This is a genomic window from Mycobacterium sp. HM-7 (assembly GCF_053852335.1).
In genome coordinates this window covers 2,321,394-2,334,975 of the sequence record NZ_CM132657.1, presented here as the reverse complement: position 1 = coordinate 2,334,975, position 13,582 = coordinate 2,321,394, and the positions used below count along the sequence as shown (strand labels likewise).

At 69.3% G+C, this 13,582-nt stretch carries 14 protein-coding genes; 4 read left to right on the top strand and 10 right to left on the bottom strand.

Features of this window, described 5'->3' with window-relative positions:
- Positions 1-23 precede the first annotated feature (23 nt).
- Entirely contained in the window at positions 24-851 is an 828-nt protein-coding gene (locus tag ACWW1C_RS11205; RefSeq protein WP_455983499.1) for a hypothetical protein, read from the bottom strand.
- Positions 852-1,135: 284 nt separating this feature from the next.
- Here ACWW1C_RS11205 and ACWW1C_RS11200 point away from each other — a divergent pair, with 284 nt between their 5' ends.
- Entirely contained in the window at positions 1,136-2,782 is a 1,647-nt protein-coding gene (locus tag ACWW1C_RS11200) for a CocE/NonD family hydrolase (RefSeq protein ID WP_455983498.1), read from the top strand.
- On the opposite strand, the gene ACWW1C_RS11195 is transcribed toward ACWW1C_RS11200, so the two are convergent.
- Positions 2,771-3,319, bottom strand: a complete 549-nt coding sequence (locus ACWW1C_RS11195; protein ID WP_455983497.1) for a DUF1802 family protein — start codon at positions 3,317-3,319, stop codon at positions 2,771-2,773. The two genes, ACWW1C_RS11200 and ACWW1C_RS11195, sit on opposite strands and share 12 nt — an antisense overlap.
- A complete protein-coding gene (locus tag ACWW1C_RS11190; protein ID WP_455983496.1) occupies positions 3,316-3,582 on the bottom strand; it encodes a DUF2277 domain-containing protein in 267 nt (88 codons plus the stop codon). Before ACWW1C_RS11190 ends, ACWW1C_RS11195 begins: the two co-directional genes overlap by 4 nt.
- 71 nt (positions 3,583-3,653) lie before the next feature.
- Between ACWW1C_RS11190 and ACWW1C_RS11185 the strand changes: the two genes are divergently transcribed.
- Positions 3,654-4,403 (top strand): enoyl-CoA hydratase, encoded by a 750-nt coding sequence (locus ACWW1C_RS11185; RefSeq protein ID WP_455983495.1) that lies wholly within the window; start codon positions 3,654-3,656, stop codon positions 4,401-4,403.
- 134 nt (positions 4,404-4,537) lie between these two features.
- Here ACWW1C_RS11185 and ACWW1C_RS11180 read toward each other — a convergent pair whose 3' ends face one another.
- From ACWW1C_RS11180 to rimP, 7 genes are all read right to left on the bottom strand, one after another.
- The gene (locus tag ACWW1C_RS11180) at positions 4,538-5,839 is read right to left on the bottom strand and encodes an MATE family efflux transporter (protein ID WP_455983494.1); all 1,302 of its coding nucleotides are present in this window, start codon (positions 5,837-5,839) and stop codon (positions 4,538-4,540) included.
- 97 nt (positions 5,840-5,936) lie between these two features.
- On the bottom strand, positions 5,937-6,944 hold the full coding sequence (locus ACWW1C_RS11175; protein WP_455983493.1) for a DHH family phosphoesterase: 1,008 nt from the start codon (positions 6,942-6,944) through the stop codon (positions 5,937-5,939).
- Positions 6,913-7,389 (bottom strand): 30S ribosome-binding factor RbfA, encoded by a 477-nt coding sequence (gene rbfA / locus ACWW1C_RS11170; protein WP_455983492.1) that lies wholly within the window; start codon positions 7,387-7,389, stop codon positions 6,913-6,915. The genes ACWW1C_RS11175 and rbfA overlap by 32 nt, the downstream gene beginning before the upstream one ends.
- Complete coding sequence (gene infB / locus ACWW1C_RS11165; protein WP_455983491.1) at positions 7,390-10,257, bottom strand: translation initiation factor IF-2; 2,868 nt, start codon at positions 10,255-10,257, stop codon at positions 7,390-7,392.
- Positions 10,258-10,390: 133 nt separating this feature from the next.
- Entirely contained in the window at positions 10,391-10,786 is a 396-nt protein-coding gene (locus ACWW1C_RS11160) for a YlxR family protein (protein ID WP_455983490.1), read from the bottom strand.
- Positions 10,764-11,828 carry a transcription termination factor NusA gene (gene nusA, locus ACWW1C_RS11155; protein ID WP_455983489.1) on the bottom strand — a complete coding sequence of 355 codons (1,065 nt, stop codon included), beginning with the start codon at positions 11,826-11,828 and terminating at the stop codon, positions 10,764-10,766. The genes ACWW1C_RS11160 and nusA overlap by 23 nt, the downstream gene beginning before the upstream one ends.
- Positions 11,825-12,379, bottom strand: coding sequence for a ribosome maturation factor RimP (gene rimP / locus ACWW1C_RS11150; RefSeq protein ID WP_455983488.1), 555 nt, complete (start codon positions 12,377-12,379; stop codon positions 11,825-11,827). Before rimP ends, nusA begins: the two co-directional genes overlap by 4 nt.
- Before the next feature lie 181 nt (positions 12,380-12,560).
- Here rimP and ACWW1C_RS11145 point away from each other — a divergent pair, with 181 nt between their 5' ends.
- Both ACWW1C_RS11145 and ACWW1C_RS11140 read left to right on the top strand, forming a co-directional pair.
- Positions 12,561-13,094, top strand: coding sequence for a hypothetical protein (locus ACWW1C_RS11145; protein ID WP_455983487.1), 534 nt, complete (start codon positions 12,561-12,563; stop codon positions 13,092-13,094).
- Positions 13,091-13,558 carry a ferritin-like domain-containing protein gene (locus tag ACWW1C_RS11140; RefSeq protein WP_455983486.1) on the top strand — a complete coding sequence of 156 codons (468 nt, stop codon included), beginning with the start codon at positions 13,091-13,093 and terminating at the stop codon, positions 13,556-13,558. Before ACWW1C_RS11145 ends, ACWW1C_RS11140 begins: the two co-directional genes overlap by 4 nt.
- Positions 13,559-13,582 lie beyond the last annotated feature (24 nt).

Genomic DNA, 13,582 nt, shown 5'->3' with positions numbered 1-13,582 from the left:
GTACCAATGCCACGTCGTGGCGGTCATGCAGTTTTCGCCTGACGAAGCCGCGCTCGGTCGTAAGCTGCCGCGAATCGGGCCCATTCCTCCGGACTCGGCGGGACAGCAGCGTAACTGCGGTCCATGCCACACGCCCTCTCGCGCAACCAGTTCAGTGCCTCGTCGAAATCCGCGGCCCCGACCGCGGGCAGTCGCAGCGCACTCCCACATGCGGCGAGCTGCTCTTCGTAGCGATCCTCCCAGCATTCGGTCCACCAGCCGGGCCACAACTCCGGCAGCGCCCGGAACACGCCCATGCCATCGGCGGTATTCCATATTCCGACCGCATTTCGGGGGACATCGATGTGCAGCCCGCCTTCGGGGATCGTGCCGAGCCGCAGTCGCTGAAACCCATCGCCCGGCAACTTGTCGAGCAACGACGACCCGTGCCACGCACTGCTGACACCCCACCACAAGGGCCACATTCGTAACTCCCCCGCCACATCGATGACGGAAACCAAGTGACACAACGAGTTTCGCGATCGGGCAAGTTTCGGCGCAGACAGGCCGTTCAGTGATGGCAGGGCAAATTCCTTCCCGACGTATTCGCCGATCTGGGCGGTGCCGTCGTATGCGTAGATGACCTCATAGCCCGTCCACACCTCGGCGAGCGCCGCAAGGATGGTTCGCCGCAGCGGCATCTCCACCATGAGACTGTCGCCGAAGAACACGACCCGCCGTCGGTCGAAGTCGAAGACCGCACCACCGTCGCACCCCGACGGGTCGGTCCACCAGTCATGCGATTGCCGCAGCCGCAGCGATTCCAGGAATTGCAGCGCCAGATCCGGCCCGCCTATCAGAAGGTCGACCATGCGGCAGCCTTCACAGTGCGAGTACACGTACTGCCACCGTTGGTCTTTCACCACAACAATGTTCGCTCGATTACCCATCTCATACCCCCGCCAATTTGGGTGCGGACACGTGCCGCACCGGTTGAATCTGGTGTACTCCGTGGGTCCGACAGATTTTGGCAGTACGCTCGCCAAGCCAATGAAACTTCCTGACAGCCGCCATGATTCGAGATAGGTCCGCGTTTGTTCACACCGAGGGCGGCCACTTGCGCAGGCGGCAGCCCGGACAAATCGGTACGGTTCGAATGGTGAGTTCCCGAATCACCCGTTACGGCGCTCAACTCGCCAGCCGCATCCTCGACGTCCCGCCTCCCACGACGGACTACACCGTCAGCCGCGTCACCACCCCGATGCGCGACGGCGTCGAACTGGTCGGCAGCCACTACGCTCCCACCGGAGCCGCCAAGGGCACGCTGCTCGTCCGCTGCCCCTACGGTCGCGGCTTCCCGTTCGGCCCCGTATTCGGCGCGGTGTACGCGCGCCGCGGCTATCACGTACTGCTGCAGAGCGTGCGCGGCACGTTCGGCTCCGGCGGCGACTTCGAACCCATGGTCAACGAGATCGCCGACGCCGCGGACACCGTCGCCTGGCTACGCGACCAGCCGTGGTTCACCGGATCGTTCGCGACGATCGGGTTGTCGTACCTGGGCTTCACCCAGTGGGCGCTGCTCACCGATCCCCCGCCCGAGCTGAAGGCCGCGATCATCATGGTCGGCCCGCACGACTTCGCCGAATCAACATGGGGTACCGGCGCATTCACGCTCGACAACTTCCTGGGCTGGAGCGACATGATGGCACACCAGGAAGATCCGCCGCTGGCCGTGCTGGCCCGGCGGTTCCTGGCACCGCGCCTGGTCGCCCGTACCCACGCGCAGGCGCCCGCGGGGACCGCCGCACGTCGGCTGCTCGGATCCGGGGCGCCCTGGTACGAATCGTGGCTGAGCCATCCCGAGGGCACCGACCCGTTCTGGGAGAAGATGGCGTTCAGCGACATGCTCGACAAGGTCGACGTGCCGGTACTGCTCGTCGGCGGGTGGCAGGACCTGTTCCTGGAACAAACCCTGACGCAGTTTCAGCGCCTGAAGTCACGCGGCGTGCCGACAGCGGTAACCATCGGCTCGTGGACCCACACTCAGGTGATGACCCGCGGCGGCGCCACAGTGCTGCGTGAATCACTGGCCTGGCTCGACACGCATCTCGTCGAGAACACGCCAGCACCCGAGCGGCCCGCGGTGCGCGTCGAGGTCAACGGGCAGGGCTGGCTGGCGATGCCGGACTGGCCACCGGCCGCCACCGAACTCGAGCTGTACCTGCAGCCCGCACACCGGCTCGGCGCCACCGCGCCCGCCGACACGGCACCGCCGTCGCGGTTCACCTTCGATCCGGCCACGCCGACGCCCACGTTGGGCGGTCGGCTGCTGTCGTCGGCTGCGGGCTACCAGGAGGACTCCGCGCTCAGCCGGCGGCCCGACGTCGTCGACTTCACCGGAGAGCCGCTCGTCGACGACCTGTACCTCGTCGGCAACCCGGTGATCGAGCTGGCTCAGTCCTGCGACAACCGATACCGGGACATCTTCGTGCGGCTCAGCGTCGTCGATGCAAAGGGCAAGTCCCGCAACATCAGCGACGGATTCCGCAGGCTCACAACGCCTTCCGACGGACCCGAGACCGTGCGCCTGGAACTCGACGCCGTCGCGCACCGGATCGCGGCCAGGTCCCGGCTGCGGGTGATCGTCGCGGGCGGCTGCCACCCGAGGTATGACCGCAATCTCGGCACCGGCGAGCCCGTCGTCTCGGGCGAGCGGATGGTGCCGGCCACGCACACGATCCATCACGGCACGGGCGGGGTGTCCCGGCTGCTGCTGCCGGCGGTGACGCCGTCAGCCGACTGAGTCGCGCACGCGCTGGGCGATGGCGGCCAGCGCTGCGTCGTCGTACACCGGCGGGCGCCACTCGGGCGTGACCGGCAGGTCCACCCAACTGCGGCAGCCTGCGTAGGCCGGAGTGCGTGGCAACCGCACCGGTGCCACGAGTGGTTTCGCCTGCACCACCAGAACCGTCAGCCGATGCCGGGGTCGGAAGTCCAGCCGGTCGCTCTGCACGGATTCGGCGGTCCAGATGTGCAGATCGGCGATGGCATCCAGCTCTTCCGGGCGCTCAACTGCCACGGCGGCAACGACTTTCGCGCCGCCACGCAGAACCACCTCGGTGTCGGTGCTGTCCCCCGCGGCCTTCTCCAACAGATCGCCGAATTCGGGCCGGACCCGTGGCGCGTGGCTGTGCTCGACCGTCGGGAAGAACACGAACTCCGGCGCCGAAAGTTCGAACCGCTTCTCCCCGATGCCGCCCTTACGCAGCAGCACCGTCTGGCGGCCGTCGAGCAGGGCCTGTACCGCCGCGCCCCACTCCTTGAGCGCGGGCAAATTCACTTGGCGGCCAACCGCGCCTGCACCTCGGGCCGGCGCAGCGGCGGCACCGTCTTCGGTGGTTGCCGACGGGCCGGCAGCTGGTCCAGCAGTCTTTCGGTGACGGCAGTGACCTCGGCGACCGCGGCTTCGAAGGCGTCGACGCTGGCGGCGGTGGGACGGGTGAGCCCGCTGACCTTACGGATGTACTGACGCGCGGCGGCCTCGATCTCCTCGGCCGTGGCGGCCGGTTCCAGGCCACGCAGTTCGGTGATGTTGCGGCACATGGCCTCCACGATAGGCGCCCCCGGGCCGCAAGTTACGGTGTCGGTGGGTGACCGCCAAGCAAGGAGCCAACGTGACCGACGTTCTACTGATCGACACCACCGACCGGGTACGCACCCTGACGCTGAACCGGCCCAAGTCCCGGAACGCGCTGTCCTACGAGCTCCGTGATGCGTTCTACGGCGCGCTGCGCCAGGCCGAGGCCGATCCGGATGTCGACGTGGTGATCCTGACGGGCGCCGACCCGGTGTTCTGCGCCGGCCTCGACCTCAAAGAGCTCGGCGAGGGCGCTGATCTGCCGGACATCTCGCCGAAGTGGCCGAACATGACCAAACCCGTCATCGGCGCCATCAACGGCGCGGCCGTCACCGGCGGCCTGGAGCTGGCGCTGTACTGCGACATCCTGATCGCCTCGGAGAATGCGAAGTTCGCCGACACCCACGCGCGGGTCGGACTACTGCCGACCTGGGGCCTGAGTGTGCGGCTGCCGCAGAAGGCCGGTATCGGGCTGGCCCGCCGCATGAGCCTGACCGGCGATTACCTGTCCGCGGCCGAGGCGCTGCGCGCCGGACTGGTCACCGAGGTGGTGCCGCACGACGAACTGCTCCCGGCCGCGCGCCGCGTCGCGGCCTCGATCGTCGGCAACAACCAGAACGCCGTGCGAGCGCTGCTGGACTCGTACCACAAGATCGACGGCTCTCAGACTGACGCCGGCCTGTGGATCGAAGCGGCGTCGGCCCGGCAGTGGATGGATGCCTCGAGCGGCAACGACATCGCCGCCAACCGGGACGCCGTCATGCAGCGCGGCCGCACCCAGGTCTGACCACTAGCTCCCCTGCCGCGAGCGGCCGTGTTTGTACACCGACACGCCGCTAATGGCGTGCAAAAACGTCCCGCTCGCCAGCCGCGAGCGGGACGTTCTTGCACAGAGACGCGGACATGCCACACCTGCATCGCCTAGTTGAGCCAGCGGCCGGACAGCGCACGCCAGCCGACGAAGACGAGGCGCAGCACCAAGAATGTGCTCAGCCCGGACCAGATTCCGGCGAGGCCCCAGCCGAACGCAAGCGACAACCAGATCAGCGGCAGGAAACCGACGAGCCCGCTGATGAGCGTGGCGTTGCGCATGAACTTCGCGTCGCCGGCGCCCAACAGCACCCCGTCGAGCGCGAAAACGATTCCGGCGATGGGCAGTTGGGCCACCATGAACCACCACGGGATGCCGATCTGCCCCCGCACCACATGGTCGGCGGTGAACACTGCCGGCAGCACGCCGGAGCCCAGCGCGAACACGGCGGCCAGCACCATCGCCGCGGCGGCCGAATAGACCGTCACCCGCCGCGCCACCGTCTTGGCATGCGCCGGCTCCCCCGCTCCGAGAGCCGCGCCGACCAGCGACTGCGCCGCGATGGCCAGCGAATCCAGCACCAGCGCAAGGAAGTTCCACAGCTGCAGCACCACCTGGTGCGCGGCGACGGCGGCCGCACCGAACCGGGCTGCGACCGCGCCGGCGGACAGGAAACACACCTGGAAGGCCAGGGAGCGCAGTACCAGATCGCGCCCCATGGCCAGTTGCGCACGCAGCACGTCGGGCCGGAGCCGCAGCGAAACCCGTTCGGAGAGCAGCGCATACCCGAACAGCGCCGCGGCAATCCACTGCCCCACGAGGTTCGCCACCGCCGAGCCCGTGAGGCCCAGCCGTGGCAATCCGAGCCAGCCGAATACCAACAGCGGGCACAGTACCGCCGAAATACCAACGCCGACAAGCACATACCGCAACGGCCGCGCCGTGTCCTGCACGCCGCGCAGCCAGCCGTTACCGGCCATCGACATCAGGATCGCCGGTACCGCCAGGACCGCGACACGCAGCCAGGGCAATGCCGTCTCGGCGATACCGCCGCCGGAGCCGGCGATGGCGTTCAACAAGATCGGCGCGCACGCCTGCACCACGAATACGATCAGCAGACCGAGGGCCAGCGCCAGCCAGGTGGCCTGCACCCCTTCTCCGACCGCACCGGCCCGGTCGCCCGCGCCGAAGCTCCGGGCCGACCGCGACGTGGTGCCGTAGGACAGGAACGTCAACTGCGAGCCGACCAGGCTCAGGATCAATCCGCCGACGGCCAGACCGGCCAACGGCAACGCCCCCAACCGGCCGACGACCGCGGTGTCCAATAGGAGGTAGATGGGTTCGGCCGCGAGCACGCCGAGCGCCGGGAACGCCAATCCCGCGATGCGGCGACCGGTGACCGCGGTGGTCATGATGCGCACTCTCGTCGGCGACGAACGGCCCCGAACTGCACGCTGAATACGGCGTGTCGATGTACAAACACGGCCGCTCGCGGGAAAGGGGACAGCACTAACTCAGCGCGGCGATGAGGGCCGTGACGACGTCGTCGGCGGTTCCGGTCGGTGAGTAGCCCGCCGCGAACCGGTGACCGCCGCCGCCGAACGTACTGGCCAGCACCGAGACGTCGACCTCGGTCTTGGCACGCAGGGACACCGACCAGCCGCCGGGCTCGATCTCTTTGAACACCGCGGCCACCTCGGCCTCGGACGTGGTCCGGACGATGTCGACGATGCTCTCGACCTCTTCGGGCCGCGCGACCGCGTATTCCTGGTGCGGCACAATGGCATACACCAGTCCCTTGCCGCCGGCAGCGTCGGGCACGAGCGACGCCGTCGACAGCACCCGGGACAGCATGGGCAGCCACGAGTACGGATGGGTGTCGAACAGCGCACGGCTCACCGCGCCGTTGTCGACGCCGATGTCCAGCAGCCGAGCAGCCAGCCGGTACGCCCGCGAGCTCGCCCACCGGAACGACCCCGTATCGGTGGTCAGCCCGGCGTACAGGCAGTGCGCCACCGGCAACTCGATGGGCTTGCCCCAGGCGTCGAGCAGCTCGGCCACCAGCATGGTCGTCGAATCCGCGGACGGGTCAACGTAATTCGCGGTGCCGAACAGCCGGTTCGACGCGTGGTGATCGATCACCAGCACCTGGCGCCCGGGGTCGGCCAGCTTCGCCAGCGACCCCAGCCGGTTCACACTCGGGATGTCGACGGTGACGACGAGATCCGCGTCGGGACGCATCTGGTCCGGGGGCACCAGCAGATGCCCGCCGGGCAGGGTCTGCAGCGAGTCCGGCACGGTCGCGGGCGCGGCAAAGCCGACCTGCACATCCTTGCCGGATTCGCTGAGGACCAACGCGAGCGCCAGGCCCGCTCCGATGGTGTCGGCGTCGGGGTATACGTGGGCAACCACGCTGACGCTGTCGACCGCACCGAGCAGATCAGCCGCACCGCGCGCATCAACCCGCGCGCCCTGCGGCCGGATCTCAGTCGTCGGTTCGATCGCGGTCACCTGCATCCTCGGAATCGCTGTCCCCCACCACACGGTACGGATCGGCGTCACCTGCGTGCGTGGCGCCCTCGCGGATCCGGGCCACATCCTCGTCAGCGGCACGAGCCCGGGCCAGCAGCTCCTCCATTTTCAGAGCTGCGTCGGGCACGGTGTCACGCACGAAAGTCAGCGTCGGGGTGAACCGGACCCCGGTTCCCGCACCGACTCTCGTGCGCAACGCACCCTTGGCCTTGTCGAGGGCAGCCGCGACGCCGGCATAGTCCGGCTCCTCGTCGAGGCTGGTCCCGATGACCGTGTAGTACAGCGTGGCGTCGTGCAGATCACCGGTCATCTTGGCATCGGTGATCGTCACGCCGTCGAGCCGCGGATCCTTGATCTCGTACTCGATCGCCGAAGCGACGATCGTCGAGATTCGCTTGGCCAATCGCTTGGCCCGTGCTGGATCTGCCACCTACGTACGAGCCTTCTCGACGAGTTCGTACGCCTCGATGACGTCGCCTTCCTTGATGTCGTTGTACGTGAGCGTCAGACCGCACTCGTAACCTTCGCGCACCTCGGTGGCATCGTCCTTCTCGCGCTTCAGCGATGAGATGGTGACGCTCTCGGCGACCACGACGTTGTCTCGCAGCAGGCGGGCCTTGGCATTACGCCGCATGAGGCCCGACTGCACGAGGCAACCAGCGATGTTGCCGATCTTCGACGACCGGAAGATGGCGCGGATCTCGGCGCGGCCGAGTTCCTTCTCCTCGTAGACCGGCTTGAGCATGCCCTTGAGCGCGCTCTCGATCTCGTCGATGGCCTGGTAGATCACCGAGTAGTACCGAATCTCGACACCCTCGCGGTTCGCCAGCTCGGTCGCCTTGCCCTCGGCACGGACGTTGAAGCCGATGATGATGGCGTCCGAGGCCGAAGCCAGGTTGACGTTGGTCTCGGTGACACCACCGACACCGCGGTCGATGACGCGCAGTTCCACCTCGTCGTCGATCTGGATGCCCATCAAGGCCTCCTCGAGCGCCTCGACGGTGCCCGAGTTGTCGCCCTTGAGGATCAGGTTCAGCTGGCTGGTTTCCTTCAGCGCCGAATCCAGGTCTTCCAGGCTGATGCGCTTGCGCGAGCGTGCGGCCAGCGCGTTGCGCTTGCGCGCGCTGCGCCGGTCGGCGATCTGCCGGGCGATGCGGTCCTCGTCGACGACCAGCAGGTTGTCACCGGCACCCGGCACCGACGTGAAGCCGATGACCTGAACCGGCCGCGACGGCAGAGCGTCGTGGACGTCCTCGCCGTGCTCGTCGACCATGCGACGGACGCGGCCGTAGGCGTCGCCCGCCACGATCGAGTCGCCGACCCGGAGCGTGCCGCGCTGGATGAGCACGGTGGCCACGGGGCCGCGACCGCGGTCCAGGTGTGCCTCGATGGCCACACCCTGGGCCTCCATGTCGGGGTTGGCCCGCAGGTCGAGCGAGGCATCCGCCGTCAACAGCACTGCTTCGAGCAGCGCGTCGATGTTGGTGCCCTGCTTGGCCGAGATGTCCACGAACATGGTGTCGCCGCCGTACTCCTCGGCCACCAGGTTGTACTCGGTCAGCTGCGCCCGGATCTTCTGCGGATCCGCGCCTTCCTTGTCGATCTTGTTGACCGCCACCACGATCGGCACGTCAGCAGCCTGAGCGTGGTTGATGGCTTCCACCGTCTGCGGCATGACGCCGTCGTCGGCGGCGACCACCAGGATCGCGATGTCGGTGGCCTTGGCACCACGGGCACGCATGGCGGTGAACGCCTCGTGACCCGGGGTGTCGATGAACGTCACCAGACGCTCGTTGCCGTCCAGCTCGGTCAGCACCTGGTAGGCGCCGATGTGCTGGGTGATGCCACCGGCTTCGCCCTCGCGGACGTTCGCCTTGCGGATCGTGTCGAGCAGTCGGGTCTTACCGTGGTCGACGTGGCCCATGACGGTGACCACCGGCGGCCGGCTGGCCAGGTCGTCCTCGTCGCCGGCGTCCTCGCCGTAGGTGAGGTCGAACGACTCGAGCAGCTCGCGGTCCTCGTCCTCCGGGGACACAACCTGCACGACGTAGTTCATCTCGCCGCCCAGCAGCTCGAGGGTCTCATCGCCCACCGACTGGGTGGCGGTGACCATCTCGCCCAGGTTGAACAGCGCCTGCACCAGCGAAGCCGGGTTGGCGTTGATCTTCTCGGCGAAGTCGCTCAGCGACGCGCCACGGGCGAGGCGGATGACCTCGCCGTTGCCGTGCGGCAACCGCACGCCACCGACGATCGGGGCCTGCATGTTCTCGTATTCGGCGCGTTTCGCGCGCTTCGACTTACGGCCACGACGGGGCGCGCCACCGGGACGCCCGAAGGCACCCGCGGCACCGCCGCGCTGACCGGGACGACCGCCGCCGCCACCGGGGCCACCGCCACCGGGAGCGCCACCGCCACCGGGGCGACCCCGGAAGCCACCGCCGGCACCGGCACCGGCACCTGCGCCACCGCCGGCGCCACCGCCGCGGTAGTTACCGCCGCCACCGGCACCACCGGGACGAGCGCCGCCACCGGCACCACCGGGACGCGGACCACCACCGGGACGCGGACCACCCGGACGACCGACGGCACCCGGACGGGCACCCGGCGGACGCGGGGGCATGTTGCCCGGCGTGACACCGGGACGCGGGCCACCGCCTGGACGGGGCCCACCGGCGCCGGGACCCGGACGCGGGCCGCCGGGACCGGGAGCCGGACGCGGGGCTGGGCGCTCGACCGGCTGCTGAGACGAGAAGGGGTTGTTGCCGACGCGGGGAGCCCGCGGAGCCGGCTTGGGTGCGCCAGGTCGCGGACCCGGGGTCGCACCCGGGGTGGCCGGACGCGGCTGGGCCGGAGCCGCCGATGCGGCGGGAGCTGCCGAAGCGGCGGGCGCCGCGGGAGCAGCCGGAGCTGCGGGCGCACTCGGAACCTGGGGCCGGGGTGCGCCCGGCTTGGGTCCGTCCGCGGCCGGGCCTGCCGGTGCGGGTGCCGGGGCCGCAGCCGCGGCGGGAGCCGCCGGTGCGGCGGGCGCGGCGGGTGCCGCTGCCACGGGTGCCGGCTTCGGGGCACCGGGCTTCGGGCCACCGGACGGCCTGGCCGCCGCGGGGGCGGCCGGTGCTTCGGACTTGGCGGGCTTGCCGCCGCCGAACGCCTCACGCAAACGGCGTGCGACGGGCGCCTCCACAGTCGAAGACGCAGATTTGACGAATTCGCCCTGTTCACTCAGCCGGGCGAGTACTTCCTTGCTGGTCACACCGAGTTCTTTGGCCAACTCGTGTACGCGTGCCTTACCTGCTGCCACTTCTCTCCTCATCGTGAGGCGTCAGCGGTGGGTAGGCCGCGCCTCGGTTTAGCTATGACGCATGGTCATCGGGACTTCACGGTGTGCTCATGTTCTTCGCTACCTGTTCTGTTGCTGTGGTGTTCGGGGTCCCTCAGGCGGATAAGGCACTGAAGAACTCTTCCACCTCAGAGGTGTCCGGCGAACCGGTGATGCGCAACGCTCGGGCGAATGCGCGCCGCCGAACTGCCGCGTCGAGGCACTGCTGAACCGGGTGCAACCACGCACCCCGACCCGGCAGGTTACCCGCTGAATCGACCGAGACGGCGCATTTACCATCCCCGTCGCGTACAGCTGCCACTCGAAGCAAGTCGACGGCCAGCTCTCGTTTCCGGCAGCCGATGCAGGTACGCACCGGAGCTGTCGGAGTCTCGTGCTGGATCACAGTGCAGTCTACCGTCTCGGGGCCCTTGAACTTCAATCGCGGTCGCGGCCCCGACACGCCGCCGGTAACTGCGGGTTTTCTGTCAGCGGTCGCGGGCGCCGCCATGGCCCGCCGACCGGCCGCCGGCCTCGGCCTCCCGGCCGCCCGCCGACGCGCCCTGACCGTCGGCATCGCTGCGGATGTCGATGCGCCAACCGGTGAGCCGCGCCGCCAGGCGGGCGTTCTGGCCCTCCTTCCCGATCGCCAGCGACAGCTGAAAATCAGGCACCACGACGCGCGCCGCGCGCTGCGCCTCGTCGATCACCGTCACTGATACGACCTTGGCCGGCGACAGGGCGTTGGCGACGAACTTCGCCGGGTCCTCGTCGTAGTCGATGATGTCGATCTTCTCGCCCGAGAGCTCGCTCATCACGTTGCGCACGCGCTGACCCATCGGTCCGATGCAGGCGCCCTTGGCGTTCAGCCCCGGCACCCGCGACGCGACGGCGATCTTGGATCGGTGCCCGGCCTCACGCGCCACGGCGACGATCTCGACCGACTCGTCGGCGATCTCGGGGACCTCCAGCGAGAAGAGCTTGCGCACCAGGTTCGGGTGGGTCCGCGACAGCGTGATGACGGGCTCGCGGGCACCACGGGTCACCCCGACGACGTAGCAGCGCACGCGGTCGCCGTGCACGTAGCTCTCCCCCGGCACCTGCTCGGCGGCCGGGATCACACCCTCGGAGCCCTTGGCCTCCGTACCGACCCGCACCACCACGAGACCGCGGGCGTTGGCCCGGGCGTCGCGCTGGATCACGCCGGCGACGATGTCACCCTCGCGCGCCGCGAACTCGCCGTAGTTCTTCTCGTTCTCCGCGTCGCGCAGCCGCTGCAGGATCACCTGACGCGCGGTGGTCGCGGCGATGCGGCCGAAACCCTCGGGGGTGTCGTCCCACTCGTGGATGACGGTCCCGTCGGTGTCGGTCTGGCGGGCGATCACCCGCACGATGCCCGACTTGCGGTCGATGTCGATGTACGCGTCGGGCTCGTGCCCTTCGGTGTGGCGGTACGCCGTCAGCAGCGCCGTCTTGATGGTGTCGACGACGACGTCGACGGTGATTCCCTTGTCTGCCTCGATGGCATGTAGTGCCGCCATGTCGATGTTCATCCGTCGGCCCCCTCTCCGGTCATACCCGCCAGCTCTAGTTCCCGGCGATTGGGTGGTGAAAATTCAACCTGTACAACAGCTTTCGTAATATCCGTGAGCGCGACGGTGCGCACCGACAGCACCCCACGGTTGGCGACGACCAACTGGATCGCGCTGCCGTCGTGCTCGCCCAACCGGCCCGTCAGCGACGTGCCGTCGGCCAGGGTGAGCGCGACCTTGCGACCACGGGCGCGGCGGAAGTGCCGCTCCGCGGTCAACGGCCGCTCGACACCGGGCGAGGTGACCTCCAGCACATACGGCTCGGAATCGGCGGTCACCTGGTCCAGCAGCTCGGCTGCGACGCGCGACAGATCGGCGACCGCATCCAGGTCCAGACCCGAGTCGCCGTCGGCCACCACGACGATCCGTGGCGGGCGCGCGGCGGCGTCCACCCGCACATCCTCGATGTCGTATCCGGCATCCGCAAAAGCACTGCTGAGCAGCTCAAGCACCTGGCCTGTGGTCGGTAACCGACTGGGTGGCAGCGGTCGTTCCGGAGTGTCCCGGGCCACGGCGAGCTCCTCATCTTGAGTTGTGCGGACAGGGCCCCCAGAAGGGTGAACCCGGAAACAACGATACGCCAGCAGCGCATGGCCGAATGGCAATCCCGATCGCGGCACCGGAGAACATCCGGCGCCGCGGTGCCAGGAAGGCACTGTCGGCAGGGCCGGATGCGGCTGGCAGGATGTGCCTGTGCCGCACACCGAAACCACCGTCAGCCGACGGCGTGTCCTGCTGGGCACGGCGGCACTGGCGTTGCTCGGCGGCGCGGTATCGGCCTGCGGGTCGGCACCTGAGCGCGATCCCGCCCTGGACATCCTGACGGCCGAACTCGACCGCGCTCGCCGCGACAGTCAGCTGGCCACTTCCGCCGCCACCGGCGTCCCGCCACAGCTGGCACCGGCGCTCACGTCCGTCGCGGCACTCCGGGACGCGCACGCCCGCGCGCTGTCCGACGAACTGACCCGGATGGGCAACCCGCCGCCGGCGGCGCCGTCGTCCACCACCGAGACGTCGGCCACCGCGACCCCGTCGGCCACCCCTGGCGCCGCCCCGGCGCCCGCGCCCCCGACACCGCAGGAAGTCGTCGCGGCGCTCGAACAGGCCGCCGACAGCGCGGGCCGCGCCGCCGCCGGGCAGTCCGGTTATCGCGCCGGCCTGCTGGCCTCCATCGCCGCCGCCTGCACCGCGGCACACACCGTCACGCTCGCCGGGCAGGCGCCATGACCAGCCCGCAACCCACCCCGACACGGCCGGGCAGCGCCGCCGACGCTGCCCTGTACGACGCGATCGCCGCCGAGCACGGCACCATCTACAGCTACGGCCTGGTGTCGGCGCACACCACACCCGACGTCAACGACCTGGTGGCCGAGGCCATGGCCAAGCACCGCGCGAACCGCGAAGCCGGCATCACCGCGCTGGCGGGACGATCGGTGCCGGCTCCGCTGCCCGCCGCGGGCTACCAACTCCCGATCGACGCGAACAATCCCGGCGACGCGGCCAAGCTCGCGCTGCAAACCGAAGAGGACACCGCCGTCGCGTGGCGCGCGGTGGCCGAGCAGGCCACCACCACGGAAGACCGGGCTCTGGCCGTCAAAGCGCTGACCGAGTGCGCGGTACTCGCCGCGCGGTGGCGCACCGTCCTCGGCGTGACGCCGGCCGTCGTGGCTTTCCCCGGCGGCGCCGACTAGCGCATCAGCATCAGCGCCGCGGAT